The organism is Sagittula sp. NFXS13 (assembly GCF_040148795.1).
In the GTDB taxonomy this organism is placed as follows: Bacteria; Pseudomonadota; Alphaproteobacteria; order Rhodobacterales; family Rhodobacteraceae; genus Sagittula; species Sagittula marina.
On sequence record NZ_JAGEMH010000008.1, the window covers coordinates 1 to 23,571 of the forward strand.

The 23,571-nt window shown below is 60.0% G+C and carries 29 protein-coding genes, 1 tRNA gene and 1 pseudogene; 9 read left to right on the forward strand and 22 right to left on the reverse strand.

Annotated elements, in window-relative coordinates; translation table 11 throughout:
* Positions 1-140: 140 nt before the first annotated feature.
* Together J4E08_RS15450 and J4E08_RS15455 are read left to right on the forward strand one after the other, a co-directional pair.
* The gene (locus tag J4E08_RS15450) at positions 141-614 is read left to right on the forward strand and encodes a TatD family hydrolase (protein ID WP_349539262.1); all 474 of its coding nucleotides are present in this window, start codon (positions 141-143) and stop codon (positions 612-614) included.
* A gap of 408 nt (positions 615-1,022) precedes the next feature.
* Entirely contained in the window at positions 1,023-1,604 is a 582-nt protein-coding gene (locus J4E08_RS15455) for a recombinase family protein (protein ID WP_349539263.1), read from the forward strand.
* A gap of 465 nt (positions 1,605-2,069) precedes the next feature.
* Here the strand turns inward: J4E08_RS15455 and J4E08_RS15460 are convergent.
* From J4E08_RS15460 to J4E08_RS24575, 4 genes and pseudogenes are all read right to left on the reverse strand, one after another.
* Positions 2,070-2,900: pseudogene (locus tag J4E08_RS15460) on the reverse strand (IS5 family transposase); the annotation flags it as partial.
* A 60-nt stretch (positions 2,901-2,960) separates the two neighbouring features.
* Entirely contained in the window at positions 2,961-4,283 is a 1,323-nt protein-coding gene (locus J4E08_RS15465; RefSeq protein WP_349539264.1) for a DUF4910 domain-containing protein, read from the reverse strand.
* Positions 4,270-5,004, reverse strand: coding sequence for an AAC(3) family N-acetyltransferase (locus J4E08_RS15470; protein ID WP_349539265.1), 735 nt, complete (start codon positions 5,002-5,004; stop codon positions 4,270-4,272). The genes J4E08_RS15465 and J4E08_RS15470 overlap by 14 nt, the downstream gene beginning before the upstream one ends.
* 322 nt (positions 5,005-5,326) lie before the next feature.
* Positions 5,327-6,031: a DUF3885 domain-containing protein gene (locus J4E08_RS24575; protein WP_502949285.1), complete on the reverse strand. Its 705-nt coding sequence runs from the start codon at positions 6,029-6,031 to the stop codon at positions 5,327-5,329.
* Positions 6,032-6,225: 194 nt separating this feature from the next.
* Here J4E08_RS24575 and J4E08_RS15475 point away from each other — a divergent pair, with 194 nt between their 5' ends.
* A complete protein-coding gene (locus J4E08_RS15475) occupies positions 6,226-6,795 on the forward strand; it encodes a hypothetical protein (RefSeq protein ID WP_349539266.1) in 570 nt (189 codons plus the stop codon).
* Between the two features lie 259 nt (positions 6,796-7,054).
* On the opposite strand, the gene J4E08_RS15480 is transcribed toward J4E08_RS15475, so the two are convergent.
* The 3 genes from J4E08_RS15480 to J4E08_RS15490 are packed head-to-tail and all read right to left on the reverse strand — an operon-like array spanning position 7,055 to position 8,333.
* Entirely contained in the window at positions 7,055-7,672 is a 618-nt protein-coding gene (locus J4E08_RS15480) for a LysE family translocator (RefSeq protein WP_349539267.1), read from the reverse strand.
* Positions 7,669-8,013: an antibiotic biosynthesis monooxygenase family protein gene (locus J4E08_RS15485; protein WP_183970250.1), complete on the reverse strand. Its 345-nt coding sequence runs from the start codon at positions 8,011-8,013 to the stop codon at positions 7,669-7,671. The genes J4E08_RS15480 and J4E08_RS15485 overlap by 4 nt, the downstream gene beginning before the upstream one ends.
* Positions 8,010-8,333, reverse strand: coding sequence for an NIPSNAP family protein (locus tag J4E08_RS15490; protein WP_349539268.1), 324 nt, complete (start codon positions 8,331-8,333; stop codon positions 8,010-8,012). Before J4E08_RS15490 ends, J4E08_RS15485 begins: the two co-directional genes overlap by 4 nt.
* A gap of 74 nt (positions 8,334-8,407) precedes the next feature.
* Between J4E08_RS15490 and J4E08_RS15495 the strand changes: the two genes are divergently transcribed.
* Positions 8,408-9,091, forward strand: coding sequence for an ArsR/SmtB family transcription factor (locus J4E08_RS15495; protein WP_349539269.1), 684 nt, complete (start codon positions 8,408-8,410; stop codon positions 9,089-9,091).
* Between the two features lie 317 nt (positions 9,092-9,408).
* Here J4E08_RS15495 and J4E08_RS15500 read toward each other — a convergent pair whose 3' ends face one another.
* The 8 genes from J4E08_RS15500 to J4E08_RS15535 all read right to left on the reverse strand — a co-directional run bounded on the left by J4E08_RS15500 (position 9,409) and on the right by J4E08_RS15535 (position 14,504).
* Positions 9,409-9,888: an SRPBCC family protein gene (locus J4E08_RS15500; protein WP_349539270.1), complete on the reverse strand. Its 480-nt coding sequence runs from the start codon at positions 9,886-9,888 to the stop codon at positions 9,409-9,411.
* 277 nt (positions 9,889-10,165) lie between these two features.
* The gene (locus J4E08_RS15505; RefSeq protein WP_349539271.1) at positions 10,166-10,705 is read right to left on the reverse strand and encodes an AAA family ATPase; all 540 of its coding nucleotides are present in this window, start codon (positions 10,703-10,705) and stop codon (positions 10,166-10,168) included.
* Between the two features lie 259 nt (positions 10,706-10,964).
* A complete protein-coding gene (locus tag J4E08_RS15510; RefSeq protein WP_300435862.1) occupies positions 10,965-11,519 on the reverse strand; it encodes a metallophosphoesterase in 555 nt (184 codons plus the stop codon).
* A 191-nt stretch (positions 11,520-11,710) separates the two neighbouring features.
* Positions 11,711-11,785 (reverse strand) — tRNA-Gln (locus J4E08_RS15515).
* 61 nt (positions 11,786-11,846) lie between these two features.
* Positions 11,847-12,839, reverse strand: coding sequence for a GGDEF domain-containing protein (locus J4E08_RS15520; protein WP_349539272.1), 993 nt, complete (start codon positions 12,837-12,839; stop codon positions 11,847-11,849).
* Positions 12,836-13,444 carry a heme NO-binding domain-containing protein gene (locus J4E08_RS15525; RefSeq protein WP_349539273.1) on the reverse strand — a complete coding sequence of 203 codons (609 nt, stop codon included), beginning with the start codon at positions 13,442-13,444 and terminating at the stop codon, positions 12,836-12,838. Before J4E08_RS15525 ends, J4E08_RS15520 begins: the two co-directional genes overlap by 4 nt.
* 83 nt (positions 13,445-13,527) lie before the next feature.
* Positions 13,528-14,223, reverse strand: a complete 696-nt coding sequence (locus tag J4E08_RS15530) for an HAD family hydrolase (RefSeq protein WP_349539274.1) — start codon at positions 14,221-14,223, stop codon at positions 13,528-13,530.
* The gene (locus tag J4E08_RS15535) at positions 14,220-14,504 is read right to left on the reverse strand and encodes a DUF3572 domain-containing protein (RefSeq protein WP_349539275.1); all 285 of its coding nucleotides are present in this window, start codon (positions 14,502-14,504) and stop codon (positions 14,220-14,222) included. Before J4E08_RS15535 ends, J4E08_RS15530 begins: the two co-directional genes overlap by 4 nt.
* Before the next feature lie 127 nt (positions 14,505-14,631).
* Between J4E08_RS15535 and J4E08_RS15540 the strand changes: the two genes are divergently transcribed.
* On the forward strand, positions 14,632-16,113 hold the full coding sequence (locus J4E08_RS15540; protein ID WP_349539276.1) for a diguanylate cyclase: 1,482 nt from the start codon (positions 14,632-14,634) through the stop codon (positions 16,111-16,113).
* A gap of 13 nt (positions 16,114-16,126) precedes the next feature.
* Here the strand turns inward: J4E08_RS15540 and J4E08_RS15545 are convergent, their stop codons facing one another.
* The 4 genes from J4E08_RS15545 to J4E08_RS15560 form a co-directional block, all read right to left on the reverse strand.
* Positions 16,127-16,663 carry a periplasmic heavy metal sensor gene (locus J4E08_RS15545; protein WP_349539277.1) on the reverse strand — a complete coding sequence of 179 codons (537 nt, stop codon included), beginning with the start codon at positions 16,661-16,663 and terminating at the stop codon, positions 16,127-16,129.
* A 3-nt stretch (positions 16,664-16,666) separates the two neighbouring features.
* Positions 16,667-17,059: a hypothetical protein gene (locus J4E08_RS15550; protein WP_349539278.1), complete on the reverse strand. Its 393-nt coding sequence runs from the start codon at positions 17,057-17,059 to the stop codon at positions 16,667-16,669.
* A complete protein-coding gene (locus J4E08_RS15555) occupies positions 17,043-17,633 on the reverse strand; it encodes an RNA polymerase sigma factor (RefSeq protein WP_349539279.1) in 591 nt (196 codons plus the stop codon). Before J4E08_RS15555 ends, J4E08_RS15550 begins: the two co-directional genes overlap by 17 nt.
* A 107-nt stretch (positions 17,634-17,740) precedes the next feature.
* On the reverse strand, positions 17,741-18,331 hold the full coding sequence (locus J4E08_RS15560) for an EF-hand domain-containing protein (RefSeq protein ID WP_349539280.1): 591 nt from the start codon (positions 18,329-18,331) through the stop codon (positions 17,741-17,743).
* A 311-nt stretch (positions 18,332-18,642) separates the two neighbouring features.
* On the opposite strand from J4E08_RS15560, the gene J4E08_RS15565 reads away from it, so the two are divergent.
* The 3 genes from J4E08_RS15565 (at position 18,643) to J4E08_RS15575 (ending at position 20,651) form a co-directional block, all read left to right on the forward strand.
* Positions 18,643-19,062, forward strand: coding sequence for a DUF983 domain-containing protein (locus J4E08_RS15565; protein ID WP_183967907.1), 420 nt, complete (start codon positions 18,643-18,645; stop codon positions 19,060-19,062).
* The gene (locus J4E08_RS15570; protein WP_349539281.1) at positions 19,059-19,766 is read left to right on the forward strand and encodes an NUDIX hydrolase; all 708 of its coding nucleotides are present in this window, start codon (positions 19,059-19,061) and stop codon (positions 19,764-19,766) included. Before J4E08_RS15565 ends, J4E08_RS15570 begins: the two co-directional genes overlap by 4 nt.
* A gap of 120 nt (positions 19,767-19,886) precedes the next feature.
* The gene (locus tag J4E08_RS15575) at positions 19,887-20,651 is read left to right on the forward strand and encodes an alpha/beta fold hydrolase (protein ID WP_349539283.1); all 765 of its coding nucleotides are present in this window, start codon (positions 19,887-19,889) and stop codon (positions 20,649-20,651) included.
* A gap of 111 nt (positions 20,652-20,762) precedes the next feature.
* On the opposite strand, the gene J4E08_RS15580 is transcribed toward J4E08_RS15575, so the two are convergent.
* Positions 20,763-21,728 (reverse strand): LysR family transcriptional regulator, encoded by a 966-nt coding sequence (locus J4E08_RS15580; protein ID WP_349539284.1) that lies wholly within the window; start codon positions 21,726-21,728, stop codon positions 20,763-20,765.
* Positions 21,729-22,259: 531 nt separating this feature from the next.
* On the opposite strand from J4E08_RS15580, the gene J4E08_RS15585 reads away from it, so the two are divergent.
* Positions 22,260-22,391 (forward strand): hypothetical protein, encoded by a 132-nt coding sequence (locus J4E08_RS15585; protein ID WP_349539285.1) that lies wholly within the window; start codon positions 22,260-22,262, stop codon positions 22,389-22,391.
* 351 nt (positions 22,392-22,742) lie between these two features.
* On the opposite strand, the gene J4E08_RS15590 is transcribed toward J4E08_RS15585, so the two are convergent.
* The gene (locus J4E08_RS15590) at positions 22,743-23,105 is read right to left on the reverse strand and encodes an arginine transporter (RefSeq protein WP_349539286.1); all 363 of its coding nucleotides are present in this window, start codon (positions 23,103-23,105) and stop codon (positions 22,743-22,745) included.
* 87 nt (positions 23,106-23,192) lie between these two features.
* Complete coding sequence (locus J4E08_RS15595; RefSeq protein WP_349539287.1) at positions 23,193-23,516, reverse strand: hypothetical protein; 324 nt, start codon at positions 23,514-23,516, stop codon at positions 23,193-23,195.
* Between the last annotated feature and the right edge of the window lie 55 nt (positions 23,517-23,571).

The window sequence follows — 23,571 nt, forward strand, 5'->3', positions numbered from 1 at the left end:
TTGGCCTGACGGCCAATGCGCCTTGGAACGTGCTTGCTATTTGAGGGCATCACGCCCCAAGGCGCACGCACCAAACTGGCCTACTTTTGCTCCGCCCCGCTGGCAGGCTTTTGCGCCGCCGTTGACAGGGTGAAGTCGGTTTGGACGCGGGACGACGGTTTTATAGCTCGTTCGAACAGCAGAAGTCCGTCTTCGCAGAAGTCTTGAGTGCATGTGCTATTGCTGGCGAAAAGATAATCTCGGTCCATAGCGTCCGCTGCGCAAAAGTCGTCCTCGACATGATTGAGGCAAAACTACCCGTCGGGAGCAGCCGCATAGTGCTTCATTGGTTCACCGGATCAGCCGCAGAGGCACGCCGGGCCGCAGAGATGGGATGTTACTTCTCGATCAATGCCGAAATGCTACGCAACGATCGATCTGCAAAGCTTGTACATTCACTCCCCAAGGGGCGTATTCTGACGGAGACAGATGGTCCTTTCACTCGTGGAGAATCGAGTGAAGGAGCGCCAGCTGACGTGAAGCCTGCGCGGGATGGTCTAGCAAAGCTGTTCAGCTTGGAGCATGAAGAGGTGGACGTATGGCTTAACGAAAACTTACGGGCACTTCTCAGCTAAGGATCATCTATTCTGTGCAGTCCGCGCTCATGAGTAACTGCCCATCACACAGCAGCATTCCTCCTATAGCACGGGCCAAACTAGACTTGCATTGAACGTGAGGGGCTCTTGGTTGTTGGCAAGTAGATGATGACTTATTCGTTTGGGAACGTCCGCTTTCGGTAATCTTCGCGTCAGAGCTCGCTCTTGCCGCAAATATCCGCCTTCCGCCCGTTTCCGTTAGACGTCCCGCAGTCCCGGCATGGATCGTGCTGCCCTGGTAACCGGCTTACTCGCGTCCGTAAGGGGATCGCTCAACGGACGTTTTGGTTTCGCCTCGCGCTCCTTCTGCTGTTGGGAAAACTATGTCTCGATAGGGTGGTACGATTTGTTTATCGCTGAAGGGGCCGCTTGCGTTACGCTTGCCCCATGACAAACCTACGTATTGGCTATGCCCGCTGCTCCACCGACGCTCAGGATCTCGCCGCGCAGCGCGCGGCGCTGGAAATGCTTGGTGTCGCCTCCGAGCGAATCTACACAGACCATGGACTGACCGGCCGCAACCGCGACCGGTTCGGGCTTGCCCAGGCGCTGGCCGCCGTGCGGAAGGGCGACACACTTGTGGTGCCCAAGCTTGACCGGCTGGCCCGCTCGGTGCCGGACGCGCGCGACATCGCCGACGGGCTATCTGAGCGCGGGGTACGGCTCGCGCTAGGAACCACGATCTACGACCCAGCCGATCCGATGGGGCGGATGTTCTTCAACGTGCTGGCGACCTTCGCCGAGTTCGAAGCCGACCTAATCCGGCTTCGCACCCGCGAGGGCATGGCGGTGGCCCGCGCCAAAGGGAAGCTGAGGGGCAAGAAACCAAAGCTTTCCGACCGGCAGGCGGCGGAGCTGACACGGATGCACGCAACTGGGGATTATTCGGTGTCGGACTTGGCCGAGCTCTTCTCTGTCTCGCGACCAACCGTCTATCGCACGCTGGCGCGGCAGGGGCCGAAACGCTGATGGCCGACGCCCCCTGCCGACCCTTTACAGCCGACCCTTCCAGCGACGGCACGGAGTCTACCGTGGGCAGGATAGGGCGGAAAGCGGTCATTCGCTGCAAGACTTTAGAATGTCCGCTTCAAAACATATATTGAAGTCATCATATCCCGCATGACAGTACCTCGTAGTGCCAATCTCAGCCGATTGTGTTGAAAAATTCGGGCGGGCTCAAAACGGCCTGGGTTTTTAGAAGGCTTTTTTTTGCCGGCGGGTATAGCACCTCATTCAAGAGATGTATCCGACCTCCGGCAGGGTAATACCCTGGTCCGACGTCTGCCGACGCGGATCGAAGGAATTTTTTTCAACACAATCAGCCCAAAGATTTCGTTGGGACCATCCGATAAAAATAGTTCAACCTAAACTGATCAGGTGCTTGCCCATATATTGAAGCTGGGCGCAAAAAACCGATATCCTAATCCTAGGTCGTGTTGACAAAAGACGTAACCAGAGGCGGATGGACGCGATGTCTATGAAGGCGAGGAAGCTCTCCGCAGTCTTGTCGTAGCGGGTTGCGACACGGCGGGCGTTCTTCAGCTTGTTGAAGCATCGCTCGACGAGATTGCGCAGGGTGTACAGCGAATGATCGATGCCGATGCGCATCTTTCGAGACTTGCGCATCGGGATTTGTGTCAGCACATCCCGCGCGTCCATCTTTTGGCGAATGCTGTCAGCATCATACCCCCTGTCTGCCAACAGGACGCTCGGCTCGGGCAAGTTATCGGCCATGACCAGATCGAAGCCCAGATAGTCCGACGTCTGGCCCGGTGTGATCTCTGTCCTCATGGGCAGGCCCGCTGCATTGACGCGGAGGTGGATCTTGGTCGTGAAGTGGAAGGTGGGTCAGAAAACTATCCAGTGGATCGTTTTCCCGCCTGACCGTCGAGAACGGCCAAAACCCTGCCGCAGAGTCCCCCACTTGCGCCCGCTGCCTGGTGATGGGTGCGGATGACGGTGCTGTCGACCATTTGCAAGGCGTCCTGCGCGACACCGCTTTGGTTCAGCGCGTCCATAATGTCCTCCCAAAGCCCCCCCCAGCGTCCATCGTCGGAACTGTCGGTAGACGCTCGACCACTTGCCGAACTCTTCGGGCAGGTCCCGCCACGGAGCACCAGTGCGTGCAATCCAGAAAACTCCATCAAGAACAAGGCGGTGGTTGGTAGGTTTGCGCCTGTTCGGAGCGCGGACGGCCAAGATGAACCGTTCAAAGAACGCCCATTCCTCGTCCAGCATCAGGTGTCGCGCCAAGCTGATTTCCATCGCAGATACAAGCTTGAATCACGACTGAACCCTCGTGTGAATCCCTTTTGTCAACACGTCTTAGGTGATCTCCATCAACCCTTTATCAATGAGCGGTAGCATTAGACTTTGGAGCTCCCAAAACGGCTCATTTAAGATCTCTGCAATGTCAAGAATGCTGTGTTCTCCATCACAATAAGAGATCATGTTCATCATTACGCGCACACTGTCCGCAGATCCCTTCGCAGAAATGTTTGGGTACAGGCCCCGTTTGCCGAGTTGCGGTTCTCCAAGGGTCGTTACGCGTGGCTTCACATTCTGTTCTAGGATGTTGATTGCACGTTGAAGCGCGTTGAAACCACCAGCTAACCCTCTGGGCGTCACGACATTGACGAGATCATCTAGTGAAGTGTGATATTCAGGGTATTGCCCATATTTAGAACGCATAATTGTCGCGACGGGGAGGTCAACTCCGGGCGCACAGTACTGGCGTTCGTCGCTACCGCGATCCAGCCACGTGTATGACTGATAATCTGGTTCAATGTGGGAAAGAACGTGTTTCGCAACGCGGTCTGAAATCGTGCGGCCATTGCGCGATGGCAAGTAAGAGTAGCACCGGTCATCCCCAATGCAGGTCACGTTAAAGCCCGCGTAGACTTTTGACTGCATGGTTTCGAGATTCCGGCTCAGATAGATGATCGACCCGATGGTTTCTGGTATGAAGACGATCCGGTAAGTATAGCGCCGGTCGGGCATCGAAGTAATCCACCTTGCCAAGGCAGCGGTAACCATTGGCCCGGACAATTCGTTATTTGCCATGGACGGATGGCAAATATAGGTGGACAAGAATATCTCTTCGTCTGTTTCGCCTGGAATTATCAGATCTGCATAGTTTAGAACACCTGGGGACAAATCGGCATCAATACAAACATGGTATTGCCCCGGCTTGAGTTCATCGCGCATGACCTGTGATAGGCAAAAGCCCCAGCGTCGTTTGTAGTAGCTTGTGACATATGGAATTGCGTTTGGCTGGTCCGGCAAAGAATACAAATGCGTGTCCAGTTCTTCGAGCGATAGCCACGTATCAACGGGTTCCGAATACCCAAGGACATGAAGATTATTCACTTTGAAATCGACAATACGAATTCCGTCTTGATCCTCAATATAGGCGTCACGAATTGTCCATTCATCTGGAACAGTCCAATCGAAGGCGTCCGTCCCAGACGTAATGCCATGTACCGTCAGGTCGGGCAGCTCTTCGCTCAATAGGCGCAACGTTTCCCGCGTTCCCGCTCCGGTCAGAGACCGTGCAATTGGCCATAAACGTCGTGCGAAGGCATGGCACCACTCACCAACCCCGTTTGGAAACAGCGCATCGTCTTGCCCGTTTCTATTCGATTGCATAAAGAAACTCCCCGGCCTGACCGGCTTCAATAACTGATGCCACTTCGTCAAAAAGAGCGCGTGCGCTGATGGTCCGCATTCCGTGCCCAACACCGGGGCGATCACCTGTGTAAAGGCCCTGATCCCAGAGGCGCTCACCCATTCGGTCGACACTGGTTACGACTCCATTTTCAATGTCGCGAACGAAGATCGAATACGTTTGTGTTGACGTCTCACCATCTTGGTTTGTGTATGATGCTGAGAAATTCTTGTGATAGCGGTACGGTACAGCCAGAGTTTCCTCAACGTGATGATAAAACGTCATCGCATTCTGATCAGGTAGGTCAATCACGGCGATCTGGCCGTCCAACTCCCTCAGCATAGCAAAGGGCGAGTCCGCGCCGTAGCCGGAGCGATTGTTTACCCCTGAAAATCTTTCGGCCTGCGCCCCGATGGCTGCAAATCCGTATATTGGGTGACAAGTCCGAACTGCGCCCGGCCACGTCCGGCCGAATTCCGACAAAGCGCCCATATGGCTTGGCGTCGTGGCGAAATCAAACGGCGTACCCTTGGTGAAGTCAAAGTTGAAGAGCGGCAGCAGAAGTGTGCCATCTGGACCAAGCTGCGCCAAAAGATCGTCGATAACCTCTTTGGGGCCACAGCGTTCTCTATTGAACGTTCGAGCCATTGAACTGTGAACCAAAAGCACGCTGCCGTTTATAATTCCACTCCCTGAAAACATTCTGCTTTACCCTCTGCGTTCCATTAAGCTTGAGGTAGCATGAACTTCATGGTCTTCACAATGCTAAGGAGATTTTCAGTTATTAAGTCAAATATATTTCAGTACTGAAATTTTAGCGCCCCACTCCTGAATTACTTGTCGCCGGTGCGGTTGGCAGCATCCTACATGTCGGGATCTCAAAGCAGGCGTTAGCGTTAAGTCCGTCGAGTGACCGGTTTGGGCCGCGAGCGACAGCCGGCCCGAGCTCCCATGGTCTGCAGCGCGAGGGGCGACCAGGCGCTTGGCCCCGCGCAGCGAAGGTCGGGAACGAGCCCATTTTGACCTAATACTTGTCTGATCTGTTCGACATCCAAGTCCGATACCGGCTTTCAAGATCACTTATCTTGCCTGGTCGTAGGCTTATTACATCGAAGCCTCCGTCATAGGGCGCTAACACCGTTTTAGTGTTCACTGAGAATAGAACTGCCCTTTCTTGGTCGTTTGCAATCTCACTAAACAATCCGTCAAGAGATCGTGGTTTCCAATCATGTACCGTCGCAAAGAACGTTGTCTCGGATTGATCTGCAGTATCTTCGCTGCCGTCGATCCAAGTCATGGCCTTAGTCATTAGCATGCGGGCTGGTAAGTCATTGTCTCTATGCGTCGAGTCAGTGAAACATCCAGTTACCACCCATACGCTTGCATGATCTCCAAAACACTCGCGAGCAAGTGTGTTGGCCCTAGATAAAACAGTGTCCCACTCTTTATCGGTATCGGCATATCGCTTACTTTTGGGGAGTGCATGAAATCTCGTCCAGTAGTCGAAAAAGTCATATCTTAAAACGTGCCCGAGCGGCGGCGTCTCACCGAATGAGCGCCGCCAAACTTGCGAGAATTCGGCTGAAGGTTGTGGTGAAGTAAAATTAGACATGTTCGTTTGATAGCTCAGAAGTGCCAACTGCAGCAATGTCCGCTCAACAGACCTTACGAACCCGCTAGGGTTCGAACGCGCGGCGAACGGCAGCTTTGACGGACTGGGCTGCAACATTAGAATCCAAGACTGAAGGTCGGCTCAGGCCCGGGAGTGACGACCGCTGGAGCCTGCCAAGTGTTCGGCTCACCGCACTGCCGCAGGTCCGCTTCGAGCCCATACCTAAAGCAACGGCTCAAGCTCCTTGTCACTTATTGCGAAGAAACAGCTGCGTTGCTAGCGTTCTACCAAACAATAAGGAGGACAGGCGTGTGGGATTTCGAATTTGTTATCTTGCCACCAAGGCATCACCAGAAGAATTATCAGAGGCTTTGAACTTGGTCATTGGTGACCCCGCTCCTGAAATGCCAGATGGCGAATGGTGGATCGCAAAATTAAAAAGAAGCGGCTGGACAATTTTGTGGTCTGAAGACAAAGGATTCGGCGAAAGCACTGTCGAGAAAATCGCTGAGCTATCGAGAAAATATGCCACATATATTTGTGAGGTGAACGAAACGGTTATGTGGAGTTCGGCAGCGTTTTGGAAGGACGGCCAACAGATTTGGAAGGTCACCCATGCAGGCGATGGTGAGGACATTTTCGACTTGTCAGAAACTGGCGCGCTGCCTGATGGCTATCTAAACCTGAAACAAACGCACACATTAGCCCAACAGAATGATGGCGATGATGTCGACCACATATTTGAGGTTCCGCTTGACCTAGCCGCATTGGATTTCGGCTTCAGGCACGAAAGCTATTTGAAACAGAAGGACGTTGAATCTTTTCTGACCATAAAGGTCCCAAAGAAAAAGGGCTTACTTTCGCGTATTTTTGGACGCTAGATTGAACGGCAAAAAAGTCCCGCACTGCCGACCTTCACCCACGAAAAATGCTGCGCGATGCGCGAATGGCTGCTTCGGTGACAGTGAGTTGCCGCATCGACGGTCGCTTCGAACGGCCGGTCTGGGCCGCGAGCGACGGCCAGCCCGAGCGCAGGGCCTGCCGTGCGAGGGGCGACCAGGCGCTTGGCCCTGCCGCGCAGCGGAGGTCGGGAGCGAGCCCATTTTACTGAAGCTGCGCGATGCTCGAACGGCAGCTTTCCTAAAACGATCTGTTTATCATGAAGACACCCAAGCCACCGAACAGAGAGCCGAAGACGGCCTCACTTGCTCGCTGCAAACGGCGGTAGATCCCTCGCGCTTGGCCGGTCGAGAATATCCATCCATAGGTTCCGTAGATCACGAATATGATGACGGCAGAGCCTGTCGTGAAGAGGATGAGATAGGACCATTGGGTAATCGCTGGGCCGACGAATGTCGAAAGCGAAGCCCACAGAAGTGCGACCTTTGGATTCGTCGAGGTCACAGTCAGGCCATGCAGAAAATCTCCCAACGGCCCTTGCCGGGATTTTGGTTCGATCTGCCCGCCTTTACCGGTGAGCGCTGCGCGCCAACCCTTGATGCCAAGCCATGTAAGGTAGGCCCCACCCAAAAGCCCCAGGATTCCGAGGAGTTGGGGGTAGGTGCCAAAGAGGCGGCCCAAGCCGACAGCCGTCAGGAAGGACCAGAGAAAGGCGCCGCACGCCAATCCGCTGGCAACGATCAACGCAGACTTCCTGCCGGAACCAAGACCCCGAGAGGCCACCGCGACAAGGTTCGGTCCTGGCGAGATCGCCGCTGTTGCCAGCGCCAGCCAAGTGGTTGCTATTAGAGAGATCATGCGTGCTCCTTTCGGCTGTCTGTGGGCGCTTCGTCCCGGTCGAACATGCCGTAGTCGCGGATCACGCTGGCGATCCTCAACCGGTAGTCATCGAAGACACCGCTGCGCCCTTTCGCCTGCGCGCCTCGATGAGCATTGAGATTGCGCCAACGTGCAATCGCATCTTCATCCTCGAAGAACGACAGAGACAGGATTTTACGCGGGTCGGTGAGGCTCTGGAACCGCTCGACGGAAATGAAGCCGTCGATCTCATCGAGCATCGGGCGCATCTCGGCAGCGATGTCGAGATAATCATCCTTGCGGCCCTCTGCGGGTTCAACTTCGAAGATCACTGCAATCATGCGCTGTCTCCGTGCGGTGCAGAGGCGAGCTTGAGCCAGGTTCGATCTTCTCGGAGCAGAAACCTCTCTTTCTGGGCGAACTCATAGTTCTCTCGGCCAAGCGGATCGGCGGCGAGGCGCGCGCGATAGGCTTCGTAGTCCGCCAGGCTCGCAACATTGTAGATGCCGTAGGCAAGCGTCGATGACCCCTCATGCGGGGAATAGTAACCAATCAGATCAGCGCCGCAGCGCGGAATTGCTTGGCCCCAGTTGCGGGAATACTCCTCGAACTGGGCCTTCTTTGTGGGATCGATGTGGTAGCGGATGACACAGGTCAGCATCATGGATTCCTTTAAGTGTGTTTTCCCGATCCTAGACGTTTGCCAACCGTAGATGCTTCGATTAGGGTCGAACTATGAGAGAAGGTCCAGACATTGCACATATCGCTGCTCTGATTGGCGACCCGGCCCGCGCCAACATGCTGACCGCGCTTATGAGTGGAAAAGCCCTGACAGTAAGCGAACTAGCCGAAGAAGCTGGGGTGACGATCCAGACGGCCAGCTCGCACCTGTCCAAGCTCGATGAGGGCGGCTTGCTGCGACCCCGAAAGCAGGGACGGCATAAGTATTTTTCGCTCGCTAGCGACGAGGTGGCACATGTCCTTGAGGGGCTGATGGGGCTCGCGGCAGGTTCGGGATACCTGCGGAAGCGCACTGGCCCCCGAGATGCGGAACTGCGCCAGGCGCGAGTTTGCTACAACCATTTAGCTGGGGACATGGGCACGCAAATGTTCGACAGCTTAATTGCGCAGGGCCATTTGGTTCTGGATGGTAAAGAGCTGATTCTGACTGATTCAGGTGCTGCATTCGCCTCGGAATTTGAGATCGACGTAGAGGGTCTGTGTAAGGCGCGCGCTCCGGTTTGTCGGGAGTGCCTCGACTGGAGTGAGCGCAGATCACATTTGGCGGGCAGCTTGGGCCGTGCATTCCTCAACCGGTTCGAGAAGTTGGCTTGGGCCAAAGGCGATCAGAAAACGCGAGTGGTGACCTTCTCTCGAAATGGCGCAGAAGAGTTCAAAAAGCTCTTCCCGGTGAGGTAGAACCGTGTCTGCTTCTTCAAAGCCGTCATTGGCGCAGTCGCAGCGAATTGGCGCTTTGTCCCGCAGTGCTGCCCTCTGACCAACAAAATGCTGCACAATGTGTCGAACGGCTGCTTCGGGGAAGCTGCAACGCAGCGATTAGAGGTCTGGCCTGCGGCGGCAATGGGCCGCGAGCGACGGCCTGCCCGAGCGGCCAGGGCCTGCCATGCGAGGGGCGACCAGGCGCTTGGCCCTGCCGCGCAGCGAAGGTCGGGAGAGAGCCCACTTTTCTGGATGCTGCACATCGCGCGAAAGGCCTCTACCCATCTTGGCGTGTTTCAGCGCAAATTTGAACCTTCCAAGTCAGTGGCGGCCTGTTTCGCTTGCATGTCCGCCAGCATCCGAACGCGCGGTTCATGGCGCTTGCGATACAGAAACCGTGCCCAGAGCGCGAAGGCCCACGACATCCAGCCCGCGTCGATTTCAATGACGTCACGCAGCCGGGATCCCGATGGCTGCGGTTCGACGGTCAGCGTGTGGCACCACGCCTTGACGCCTGCGCCCTTTTCGAAAGACCGTAATATCATGGCTTTGTCATCACATTCCAAGACTTCCATGAAATACGGCTGAGGTGGCAACTTGCCGAACAGCGACACCTGCACAGTGATCTTCTGGCCCTGATGCACGCGACCGCTCGGCAAGCCTTCGAAGGTGACAACGCCTTTCATGATCTCTTTGAGAGCATCGAGGTCCGTTGCCAACGCCCAGACCTCCTTTGCCGGGGCTGCGTGTTCGTGCTCTAGGATCACGGTCTTCATAGATGCTCCAATAGCCTATAAAGTTTTGCCCCCTGGATAAAACGAAACCGGATATCGAAGCAACGAATTGAATGGCTTCTTCGTCCCGCACTGCCGACCTTCACCCACGAAAAATGCTGCGCGATGCACGAATGGCTGCTTCGGTGACGGTACGTTGCCGCATCGACGGTCGCTTCGAACGGCAGGTCTGGGCCGTGAGTGTCGGGCAGCGGGAGGCCGGAGGGACCATGCGGTTTGTCTGCTTCAGCAGTTTCGCCACGGCATCTAGAGATGACGGTCAATTTGCCAGTTGCTTACAGACAAAGTCGGCGCGTGTTACAATGTCGGCGCGCGGCAGCTCCGTGATTTCGTATCCGAGGGCGGTGTAGGTCTCGCGCATGACGGCGCAGGTTGCCTCGGCCTCGGCGCTGGTCTGTTTGCGTTCGGCGTCTTGAGTGAAGATTTCGTCCCAGTAGGGCGCAAGGAAGACGCGGGCGTTGTAGCGGGCTGCCTTGGCCGCTGCGGCAAGGTGCGGCGGCACGGGGAGGCCGCAGAGCGTCAGGTAGCCCAAGGTGTCGGGAATGCCTCGGTCGAAGATCACGGGCCCTGTGAGCGTCTGTGCGGTGCTATAGGCGCTCAGGTCGCGCTCAAGCATCCGTTCAGCATAGGCCCTGCGATCCGCCCAAGGCAGGGCGTCTCCGCCGCGGGCCACCTCCTCGCGGATGATCGCGCGGCCGGATTCGGGGATTGTGTGAAAGCCGCGGCGGGCAAGCTCGGTGATCAGGCTGGTCTTGCCCGCACCGGGGCCGCCCGTCACGACGAAGAAACGGTCGCTCATGGGCCATCCTCGGGTTTGACAGGGGAGGGGCTGCGAAGCGATCGACACGCCAGGAGCGGCGATCAAGGCAGCATGGATGCTCGTAGGAAAAACAGCACCGGTCTGCGCGGCAGAGGCAAAACCTCTGACGAGAAAGGCAGAACTATCTGGTGCTTTTCAACACGGATGCGAGCTGCCCTTGCGAGATCGAACCTCCGAGCTCTTGCTCACCATGCGATCGCTCAACCAGCTGGTCCGAGATGCCACCCGCTCAATTGGTCTACGGAAGCTCGTTTCCATGTTCGACATCTGCCCAATGCTTGTTAACCGGCATACGGGCTGCCCGCTTTGCCATTTCCTCAATCTGGATCGGTCGAAAATCCCACTGGTCGACGCCGACATTTATGCTGTTTCGCGAGCCTGCCCATTGGTCGTGGACGTGGCCGAACAGCTGCAGGGCGCCTCTGCGTGCGCCGTTCCAGGTGATCATCGGATAGTGGCACAGGACGAGGCTATGATCTCCGTCTTGGATCTCGGCCATGTACTCGGTGCTGGCCCAAGGGAGCGAGATTACTGCTTCGTCGTCGTGGTTGCCAATGATCAGATGCTTGCGGCCGGGCAAGCTGTGAAACCAGCTCTCGAACTGTGCCGTATCATCAGCACGGCCAAAGGCGAAATCTCCCAAAATCCAGAGGTCATCATCGTGCGCGACGCAGGCCTGGAAGTTGGCAATCAGGGTCGCGTTCATCTCTGCCGTTGAGGCGAAGGGGCGCTTGCAGAACTCGATGATGCGGTGGTGGCCGAAGTGCAGGTCGGCCGAATACCAGTTGGCCATACCTGTGCCCTCCGTGTTCGTCAGACCTCAGTTTAGGGACGAGATCATACGGGCGCAAATGCCTGTCAGTTCGAAAGGATTCGTGACGGTGAGGTGTTCGGGATGTCAGCAGATGCCAGTCTTGCCCGAGCAAGATGCCAAGTTGGACCGAATAGGTTCCAATCTTCGGCGAACATTACATTTGAGGGTACTGGCTGGGGTGGTAGGATTCGAACCTACGGTACACTGTACCAAAAACAGTTGCCTTACCACTTGGCTACACCCCAACCGTGGGGCGTTCTCTAATAAAGCTCGCAGAGACGCGCAACCCCTCTTTCTGCAAAAATCTCATTTCTTTTCACCAATCGCTTTGGGCACCTCCGGATCGCCCTCTGCGTAAAAACTGTATCGTGCACGACCAGCCCGTTTTGAGGCGTAAAGTGCCTCATCCGCGCGTTCCACGACAGAGGCAGGCGTGACCTCTTCGCCCATGCAAATCGTGATCCCGATGCTCGCAGAGATCCGGCAGACCGCGTCATCGTAGGTCACCGGCTCTTCAATCCGTTTGATCAAGTGTACAGCCAGCTCCGCCAGCCGGGCCGGGCTGGTCAGGTTGGCGAAAACGATGATGAACTCGTCACCGCCAACGCGCGCAACCAGGTCGTCTTTGCGCGTCTCTTCCAGCATGACGCGCGCAGCCTGACGCAGAACGTGGTCGCCTGCCGCGTGACCATGCGTGTCGTTCACTTGCTTGAACAGATCGAGATCCAGGTGCATCAGCGAAAACGCCTGCCGTTGGCGGATAAGCTTGTCCAAATGGCCGTCAAGCGCGCGCCTGTTTCGCAGGCCTGTCAGGGTGTCCGTGAAGGCCCGCTCCTCCGCCAGGATCATGGCGTCCTGCAGACGTGTGTTCAGGCTGCGCGAGGCATTGATCGCAAGCGCCTTCGCTTCCATTAGCCACAGCATTTCAATCGACAAATCGGTTGATGCGAAATCCGTGCTGGTCAGACGATAGCGGCGCACCGCATCCACCACCGCAATGCCGAAGCTCAGGTTTACCACCGCCCCACCATCACCTGTGCCGACGACAGTGCCCTTCAGCTCCATATCCGTGTCGCGCACCCGAAGGGACAGTTTACGCCCCTGCGCCTCCAGCAACGCGGCCATGGTGCGAATAAGGCGCGGACGGTAGACCTCGAACTGCTCCAGAAAACATGCGCCCTCCAGTGGCGTATCGCTCAGCTTGTGCAGCGTCGGCCCGGCCTGCCGGATACACCCCAAGGGGGACAGAACCGCGTGCATGGGCAACAGCGCATGCATGGCCTCTTCAGGCAGCGTCATCCGGCGCCTCCCCTTAGCGGCGTTCGTCCCGCCAGGTCGAATTCTCGCCCCTCAGCGAAGGCTGTTTCGAACAAGGAGATTTCGACCACCTGCACCTCGGCTGCAGTCTCCGCACGACTGTCGAGCAGCACCAGCGCGCCATAGTCATCCGCAATGGCACGCAATACGCCGACCATCACATACCCAAATCCCGGCAGACCCGGCCCGACCAGCAAGCGATACTGGTTTTGCCCGTCATCGTGCATCTCGAGAGAGGGCAAATTCAGGTCGGCAACCACCAGACGCGCCCGGTCCGGCAGATCATCAAGCGAATGCATGAAATCAATGTAATCCACGCCGCCAAAGCGCAGCAGACGCCGCAAGCCTTCGCTGTTGGGGTGAGACACCAGATAGGTGCCCACATCCTCCAGAAAGACGTCCCGGGGCTTGTGCATCACGTCCTCTGACGCAGTTATCACCGCATCATATGTCTCCGGAGGGTAGATCAACATCGCCTCGAAATCGACGATTTCGAGATTTGCCCGGCCGGATATATCCAGCCAGGCCTCCGGCCCATATGTGTCTTGCACGAAAACCTGAAAGGTTCTCAGGATCAGCCCATGCATTGCGTTGCTCCGTCAGTCCGGACCATCTGACCCGGCGGGTCTTAACGCAGGCATAACAGTTGCAAATTGTATGTATTTTCCGCTTAGCTTGCGCCGTCCAGCCAGGCAGGCAGATGGCCGATGTCAGGCAGCACGGTTTCCGCATAGCGTCCCAGCGCCGCGCGATCCGCCATGCCCGTCAAAACCGCCACGCGCCGCATGCCTGCCCTTTCCGCCGCGATCAGGTCATGGCGGCTGTCTCCCACCATCACCACCTCCGCCGGGGCCAGGCCCATGGCGTCGGCGAACGCAAGCAGCGGATCCGGCGCTGGCTTTGCCCCGAAACCGCTGTCGGCGCCGGCAATGAAATCGAAATGATCCTTTACGCCGACGGCGGCCAGGTGCGTGTACGCAACCGCTTCCGAGTCGTTGGTCATCACCCCCAGCTTCAGGCCACGCGCGCGCAACCCCTCCAGAAAAGGGACAAGCGGCACGGCCTCGACCAGCGGTGCCGCCTCGGCTTCCGCGTCGATGGCCGCCACCAAGGCGCCGACCTTTTGCGGCAGGACCGATGCCAGCAACAGCGCCACCTCCCGGTTGGTGCCCGCAATGGCCGGGCTGTCAGGCCGGTAGCGCCCCAACCGCAGGTCAAAGCCGATCACTTCTGCCGCGCGCGCCGTCAGCACCGCATCCCCGCGCCCCAGCCGCTTTAACAGCCGCGTGGCAAAGGCGTTCCACGTGCCGCCAAAATCGAAAAGGGTACCGTCCTTGTCAAACAGCACCGCGCGCACTTCAGTCATGTCCAATGCAGTTGCTCCCCGCCCGGCAACGCCGCGCGCGCCTCTGCCACTACGGTATACGACAGGCTGACCGAATCGCAAAAGCCCACGATCCACGCGTCATCCATCATCAAGAAATCCAGCACCGATCCCTGAAACACCGGATCTTGCACGCCCTCGCGAAAGTCCGCTTCAGACGCGCCTGTTGCGCCCATGAAGACCGGCAAAAGCTCGTCGTTCGCGGCCAGCCAGGCCACGGCCTGCACACCGATCATTTCAGCACGATCTTGCGTAAAGCTCATGTTCTCATCACCTAAAGAAAGGGTTTGTTAACCAATTTCGACCAAACATTACGTTAATAGAAAGTTCAACTCGTGGACGCCTTTTCCATTTCAACCTCGCCAACGACTGCAGGAGGCAGCGCAGCGCATGACAAGCCGGATTTTGGTCGTCGACGCCGTGCCAACCAACCGCATCATCCTGAGGGTGAAGCTGTCGGCAGCCTACTATGACGTTGTGCAGGCCTCCTCCGGCACCGCCGCGTTGGACATGATGCGCACATCTGCACCCGACCTTGTGATCACGGCATCCGAGTTGCCGGACATGTCAGGGCGCGATCTGTGCGCGGCTATCCATGAAAAATCCGCTCGCCGGCGCGGTCCGGCCACGCCGGTGATTATCACCCACAACGCCAATGACAAGGCAGGGCGCATGGCCTCTCTTGCCGCAGGTGCGGATGATTTGCTTGAACGGCCCATTGATGACCTCGTGATGCTGGCGCGGTTGCGGTCCCTGCTGCGCGCACGTGACGCCGAAGCGGAACTGCGACTGCGCGATGACACCCGCCGCGCGCTTGGGCTTGAAGAGCAAGCCGCGGAATTCGCCACACCGGGTCGCATCCGGATCATCAGCACCGGCCATCAGCCCGAGATGAGCACGCTCGTTCACCAGCTTCAGCAACGCACCGAGCATCGTATCGAACTGGTGGGCACCGATGACCCGCTCAAGAACGCAGTCCGCGCGCCGGATGTTGTCGTCGTGGCCGAAGCCCAGGGCACGGAGGGCACCGGGCTCTCGCTGCTGCCCCAACTGCGCGCGAACCGCTCCACACGCCATTGCGCGCTGATCTATGTCGCCCAGTCCAACCAACGTAGAGAAGCGGCAACCGCCCTAGACCTGGGCGCGAATGACCTGATGGTCAGCGGCTTCGACGTCGAGGAACTGTCCATCAGGTTGAAGAAGCAGATCACCCGCAAACGGACCAACGACCGTCTGCGCGCCAATATGCGCGACGGCCTGCGGGCCGCGGTCATCGACCCGCTCACCGGGCTGTACAACCGTCGATATGCCCTGCCCTATGCCACCCGCCTGGCAGAACGCACCGCTGTGAGCCGCAAGCCCTATGCCATCCTCCTCGCGGATCTCGATCACTTCAAGCACATCAATGACGATTACGGCCATTCCGCAGGGGATGTCGTGCTGGCGACCGTCGCGCGCAGGATCAAGGACAACCTTCGTGCCGGGGATCTTACCGCCCGCTGGGGCGGCGAAGAGTTCCTTGTCGCCATGCCGGACACAAACCGTCAGATCGCCCAGCGCACCGCTGAACGGGTGACGGCGCTGATCTCCGACACTCCGATCACTTTGCCCGACGGGCAAAACATTCCCGTCACACTCTCCGTCGGCGTGGCCATCGGTTATGGCGCAGACGACCTGCCGGAGGAGTTGATTGCCAGAGCGGACAATGCGCTTTACGCGGCCAAGCATCAGGGCCGAAACACCGTGGTCATGGCAGACACGGTGACCGCCCTGTCCCCCCGCGAAGCCCCCAAGGCGGAGTACGGCCCGATTGATGATCTGCCGCAGACCGGGACCTACGGTCCGGCACTTCCGACGTTGCGCCAAAGCTAACCGCACGATCGGCTCAGTCGCGCCCCTTGTGATCCCGGTCGGGCGCGCCCCGACGCTGAAACCGTTCCAGGGATTCTTCCAGCCGATCCGCATAGGCCGCGCGCTCCTCGGCCGTCATGCCCGCCACATACTCGGACAAGACCGACTGCCCCCGGGCGCGAATCCCTGCACTGCGCTCCGCCTGCGCCGCCAGCACGGCCTCCAGCGCCGCCGGATCATAGGGGTCCGACCGCAACACCGCCGCAGCCGCCTGATACTCCTGTATCATCTGCGCGCGCAGACCGCGCATGTCACGCCGATCTTTCGGGCCGGCGCCGCCACGCCAGGTGTCCCGCAGTTCGTGCCGCTGGTCCTGCGTCAGCGCGCGGATGTAGGGCATCACCGCATCGGGACCGCCCGACCTTTCATGCGGCGGGGATGTCGGCCCCATCCAGACAAACCCCGCAACAGCGCCCACAACCACAAGGTTCACGGCCAGCGACGCCAGCAGCGCCAGCCGCACACCGCGCCCCACCTTGCCGGTCCGGGCCCCGGATCCCTGATCGCTCATGCCTTATCCTTCCAGCAATGCCAGCTCGAACCCGGACAGCGGGTCAACGCCCATCTCCCCCAGATCCGCGTTGCGGCCCCACAGATCGTCCAGCCCAAGGCCCGTTGTCATGGCAGCAGGCGGGCTGACCCCCAGCCAGACGCCAACGGCACAGGCCGTCACCAAGCCCGACAGACCGCGCCAGCCGCCCAGCGCCGGCCACAGCTGCGCCCAAAGACCCGGCCGCGGCTCTGGCAAATGCGCGCCGGCCATCGGCATCTCGGCCAGCGCCTGTTCGGTCAGACGGGCCATGAAATCGCCGGACGGCACCGGCGCATCGTCACGCGCTGCGGCAAAGAGGCCCTCCAGCCCCGCATCATCCGTCCGCTCTGTGTGTCCGTCAGTCATCGTCTTCATACCCCAGTTCAGCCCGACGCCCGGCCAACACGGCCTCAAGCGCCCGTTTCCCGCGCGCGGTCAAAGATTCCACGGCGCGCGCGCCAATGTCCATGATCTCGGCAATCTCCGGGTTCGACAGCCCCTCGATGTGACGCAGGATCACCGCCTGTTTCTGGCGATCCGGCAGCGCGTCCAGCGCCCCCTGCAAGGCTTCGGCTCGCGCCCTTTGCTGCATCTGCGTCGCAACGGAAGGCGCCGCATCCGCCATCTCGGGCACGGCGTCGATGTCCGCGCCGATGCGTTTGCGTTTGCGCATCCGGTCGATGCACAGGTTCGCCGTCACACGATACAGCCAGGTCGTCACCCTGGCCTCGCCCTTGCGCCACTCCGGCGCGGCCTTCCACAGGCGCAACAAAGCCTCCTGCGTCACGTCCTCCGCGTCCGCCCGGTCGCCGCCAAGCATCCGGTACGCATGGGCCAGCACACGCGGAGCGAGGCGCTGGGTCAGCGCGCGCGCCGCCGCGGCGTCGCCTCTGGCATAGGCGGCCAGCAACTCCTCGTCAGCACGTTCGCTCATGGCGTCGTAAGGCATCCCGTGTTCATCGCCCTTGCGCTACCGCGTCCCGGCCCGCAGCACAACGCTGCGCGCCGCAGGGGCCGCCCCGTCACACGGTTCGGCCCCCTGTCTGGCAATCCGGCTCAGTCGGTCTGCTCGGGCTGTTCTTGCCCGTCGCGCGCGCCATGATCGCCCCGGCGCATATCGTCGCCACCGCGCTTGTCGTGCTTGCCACCGTGACGCATCATCCGGGCCTGCTTCATCTCTTCGATGCTCAGCGCACCGTCTTTGTCGGCATCCAGACGCTCCAGCATCTTGGCAAATCTGTCCGCAGGGCGCCGCGCGCTCATTTCCTCCTGGCTCAGCAAACCGTCACCGTCGGTGTCGAGCCGCTCGATCATGGCGGCGCTGCGCGCCTCACGGCGGGCGGCCTCTCGTGCGGCTTTGCGGGCTTGCGCCTGTGCGGTCAGTTCTTCGGCGCTCAGATTGCCGTCGCCGTCGGTGTCTGCATCGCTGAACCGCTGCGCCGCTGCGGCCGCCATTTCCTCCTCGGTGATCTTGCCATCGCCATTTGCATCCGCCTCGGCGAACATCTCCTGCAGGAACATCCCACGCGGGCCCGCACCGTCACGGCCCTTGCCGCCACGCTCATGCGCCATGGCCGCGCCGGAGGCGCCCATCGCCACGAGAAGGGCACCGGTGATCCAGAACGTCTTGGTTTTGGTCGTCGTCATTGTGTTGTCTCCGTGGTGGTCTCAAGCTGTTTCATGAAACGCCGTCCTTGCGGTCCTTCGGGCCTGCCGTTCGGCACCGCCCATCTCCCCGGCGTTTCTGCAGATTTCCACGAACCAGCTCGCCGCTTCCGTCGCACGTTCGCGATAATTTTCGCTCACAACGGCATCACGAAACTGGCATCACGCCCGGTCCTGCCCCTGGCGTCCCTTGGGCGCCCCGCGTGTGACACGCCGCCGCAAGGACACTGCGACCCCTTCCGAAAGTCGTAGACAACGGTCATCCTTCGCTCTCGTGTGAAGGAAAAGGACGCATGGCACATCAGGGTAACATCCCCGAAGACACATCTATCTGGCCAACGGTCTGGCGCGGCTGGCGTCGGCGCTGCCCGCGCTGCGGCTCTGGCCCAATGCTGTCGGGCTACCTGAAGGTGCGCGACAACTGCCCGGTGTGTCGTCAGGAACTGAATCACCACCGCGCCGACGATGGCCCCGCGTATCTGACGATTCTCATCGTCGGGCACATCATGGCGCCAATGTTGCTGTGGGTGTTCGAGGTATGGCGTCCGGAACCGCTCATGCTCTTCACCATATTTGCAATTGGAAGCGTCACGCTTTCCCTCTACCTTCTGCCTCGACTGAAAGGCGGCATGGTCGCGTTCCAATGGGCGCGCGGCATGGGCGGTTTCGCCAGCGCCGACAGTCGCCCACAGCCGAGGCACGACGACCAATGACCACCCCCGCCCCCATCGACAAGACCGCCATACGTGACGCCGCAACAGTCATCGTGATGCGCGACCGGACCACCCGGCCAAAGGTTCTGATGGGGCAACGCGGGTCCAAAGCGGCATTCATGCCGAACAAGGTCGTCTTTCCCGGCGGGGCCGTCGATCCCGCCGACGCACAGGTCCAGCTGTCCCGCCCGCTGCCGCCGCTCTGCGCCGCCCGCCTCGAAGAAGACGCCAAACCCGGCATCGCCCGCGCGTTGGCCGCTGCCGCCGTGCGCGAGCTTTGGGAGGAAACCGGCCAGATTGTCGGCCACCCCGCGCCCTGGCCCGGCGATGTTCCCAACGACTGGCTGACCTTCGCGGGCACCGGCCATCGCCCCGTGGCCGACGGGCTGCAATTCGTGTTTCGTGCCATCACGCCGCCGGGCCGCCCGCGCCGCTTCGACGCCCGCTTCTTCCTGCTCGACGCCGAAGCTCTGGCCACCGATCCCGATGACTTCAGCCGCGCCACGGATGAGCTGTCCCACCTTCAGTGGATCGCCGTGGACGAGATTCGCAATCACGACCTGCCTTTCATCACCGAAGTCGTGCTCGCCGAAGTCACCGCCCGCGCGCATGACATCACCCCCCCGGATTCGGTCCCATTCTTTCGCAACGACGATGAGGAAAGCCTGTTTCTGCGTCTGCGCGGGCACCCGATGGCCGACTGACAAGCCGCACGCAAGCCGTCGGCAACCGGATCGCCCGCCCCGATCAAGTGCCTGTCCCGCGCTGTCTGACGATGGCAAAGCCTCTGGCCCTCCGCCCGCCAGCGTTCTATCACTTGCGCCATGTTGAACACGCTCGAATACGGCGCCGATCACGGCGGCACGCCCGTCCTCATCGCCCATGGTCTCTTTGGCTCCGGTCGCAACTGGGGCGTCATCGCGCGCCGCCTTGCCGACAGCTATCACCTGCTGACCCCGGACATGCGCAACCACGGTGACAGCCTGCACAGCGACAGCCACGGCTACCCCGACATGGCGCAGGATCTGGCCGATCTCATCGATGCCCACGGCGGCCGCGCCCATGTGATCGGTCACTCCATGGGGGGCAAGGCCGCGATGGCGCTCGCCCTGCTCCACCCGGAAAAGGTCGCCTCCCTCATGGTTGCCGACATCGCGCCCGTCAGCTACGGCCACTCGCAACAGCAGTACATAGACGCCATGCGCGCCGTGGATCTGTCACAGGTCGAAAAGCGCTCCGACGCAGCCGCGCAACTGGCCGAGCATGTGGACGATACATCCCTGCAAGCTTTCTTCACCCAGTCGCTCGACGTGAAGGCGAAGGCGTGGAAATACAATCTCGACGCGCTGGAGGCCGAGATGCCAAAGGTGCTGTCCTTTCCTGATCTGGACGGCCTGTACGACGGCGCGACCTTCTTCCTGTCGGGCGGAAAATCAGATTACGTCCTGCCCGAGCACCGCGATACCATCCGGGCCTACTTCCCCAAGGCGCGCTTCGCCAAGATGCCCGACGCGGGCCACTGGCTGCACGCCGACGATCCGCGCGGCTTCGAGGCCTCTGTGCGCGCCTTCCTCAAAGCGGTCGCCTGACAGAGCGCACATTCAGTGTTTTCAAAACTGCAGGCCAGCGTTTTGATATCCGGGATCGCTCCGCCGGACAGGCATTAACCATGCGGCACCGCAGGCCGCATGACGCAGCGCTCAGCCTTCGAGTATCCGCAACTCCCCCTCCAGCCAGGGCAGGCTCGCCCAGGCGGGGCCGATCACCATGTCGGACACCAGCATCTTCATTGTGTGCGCCACATTGCGCGGCACATCGTCGGTCCAGTCACGTCCTGCAAACAAAGAGATCTGTCGCGCGAAAGGTGCAAATGGAACCGGGTGCACCTCCAGCCGATCATGTAACCGCACCGCCCGCATATACCCCAGGGGCGTGGTCAGCGCCCAGCCGGTGCCACGCGCGGCGAGCGTCATCAGCGACAGATGCGCGCCGATCTCGAACCGCTCCGGGAAGCTGAGTTTCAGACGCGCCAAATGCGATTCGATCTGCCGACCGATCAGCTGCGCCCGGTCATAGCGCAACAACGGCAAGGCCTGCATCAAAGCCTCAATGCCCCCCGCTTCAGCGACGGCGCCCTTGGCACAAACAAATATGTAGGGGTCTCTCACCAAAGGATATTCCACCACGCCGGGCATGACTTCCCCGCTGCTGGCCGCAATCGCCAGGTGCAGGTGGCGGGCGCGGATTTCTTCGGAAATCTCGTGGCTCGGCGCGGTGATCAGCTTGAACCGACATTTAGTCATGCTTTCCGCCAGAAGCGTCACCAGACGTGGTGTCAGATCGTTGTCGAAATCGTCGATCACGCCAAGGTTCAGCGTCGACAGATGCGCCAGGTCCATGACCGTCAGCTCCGATCCGGCAAGGCGCAACTCCCGCAGCACCGACCGCGTGCGCTGCAAAAATGAACGCCCCGCAGAGGTCAGCATCATAGGGCGCCGCCCGTGGTCCACCAGGTCGACCCCAAGCGCGGTCTCAAGGTTGCGCATCTGCTGGCTGACAGCGGGTTGGCTCAACCCCGTCACCTGGGCCGCCCCGGCGACGGAGCCATGCTCCGCCAGCGCCTCGAACACTTCGAGCCCGCGCAGCGTCACCCCCTTCATAATCATGTGCCAATCCTTTCACGCGTCACATTCAGCATTCTCAAATCCACGTGTCCGTCAAGAAGCCTGCCGTGCCGCATCTGACAAAAGCTGCCCCGGCTTGCGACGCGGACATCCGCACCTCCCTTTCAAATCATCCCCGCACGCCTGAAAACCGGCGGCGCGGCAGAAGCGAAAGTTCATGCCCCGCGCCTGAATGGCCAGACCGAATCCATCGTGGTCGTGTCAAGGACCATCGTCGCTGCCTGCGCTCTGGACCCGGACGATCTGCGCACCGCTTTGATCTGCGGCACGCCAATGTCCACAACTGTGCAAAAGCACAAGGCGCCTCCCTCTTCCAGTTCGAGACTGAGCTACAAACGACGCGTTAGCCCCCGCAGCCTGCCGTGCAAAACGCCGCAGCCTTAAGGTCCAGGTGGTCGATACGCCCATATGCCAACCCGCTCATGGCGGCCCCCACCGCCACAGCCGACGGTGTGCCGCAGATCACCGCCGCCGCATGGTTCGTAAAACATTCATCCGACACCCCTTCGGGCCATGCGTCTTGTCGGGACTGGCGCAATCCTTTGTGGCGGTGGCGTGCGGGCCACCGCAGCTTTGACTTACGGGCTGTTCGACACGCCGCGCGCCCATGTCCTCACCAACCCCGACAACGCGTATGAGCCATAGGCCACACGGCTCGGAGCATTTGCATCTGCACTGAACTGCACCGACCTCGCGCACCGGACGTGCCTGCGCACTGCATTTGCATCGCGGTTCCCCGGGGCGCTGATCCTCGTGGCATCAGACGACAACGCCGCAGGCCACGCCCGTTTGCTGCCCCAGTCAGCGCCGCGCGGCACAAGGGTGCAATATTCGTGCACAAGTTACTGAAAACCGTGACCTTCCAACGCGCCGATCCGCAGGCCCTGCCCGGTAGCGCACGCCCCGCCAGCCGTATCCGCCATGGCAAATGCAGGACAGGCCGCGCGCTTAACGCCGAAGCCCGCCTGCTGCGATCCGTTTTTGCCGCGAGCTAGATCACAGACCTTTGCAGACCCGCTCGGCTTCGCCGCTGAACCCTTTGTAGCGCTTCCAGAAATCCTCGTGATGGGGGTTGTCCGACTGGCGGATCACCTGCGCCTCGTGCGGATCGCCAAAGAAGCCCGCCGCCATCCGCTGGTCCGACCGGGAGCGCAGCGTTTCATCCGCCACCGCCTGCAAGCAGCCACACAGCCGCGTATTCGCCGCCTTGCGTCCGCTGGTCATGCATGCGCGGGAAATCTGTCCCGTGGAAAACGCCTGTCGTTCTACCGATACGCCGCGCTGATTCCGGCTGTCGGACCCGCTTCCGCAGGCCGCAAGGGCAAGGCACGCGGCCAACCCGAGCATCATTCTTGTCATTCTACCTGTCCTCTTTGACGGGGGTGGCTTTGCCATCTCACCCGAAACTGCCCTCTGCGCCTATCATGGCAGAGGGCGGGAGAACCTTCAACAATTCGCGAGCGTGGTGTCCGCATCTTCGGCCTTGACCAGATCGTCCAAAAGCTTCTGCGCGATGGCGTGATTGGACTGCGCCTCCTCCGACTCGGGACGTAAATTCAGTGCCTGCCGCAAGGCCATCTCCGCCTGCATGGGAAACCCCTCGGACATCAGCGCCGCGCCGAACAGCTTCCACAGCATGTAGGAGGCCGGAAAAGCCTCCAGCAGCTTGCCCACTTCCTCGACCACCACGTCACGCGCGTCCCGGTCATAGAGTGAAACCAAGTCATCAAGAATCCCCTGCGGGGGATCAATCTGCATCATCTCTGTCATAAGCCCTCCGATCCGGAGGCAGGTTAAGCGACCTTGGGTAAAGATCGGATTACCG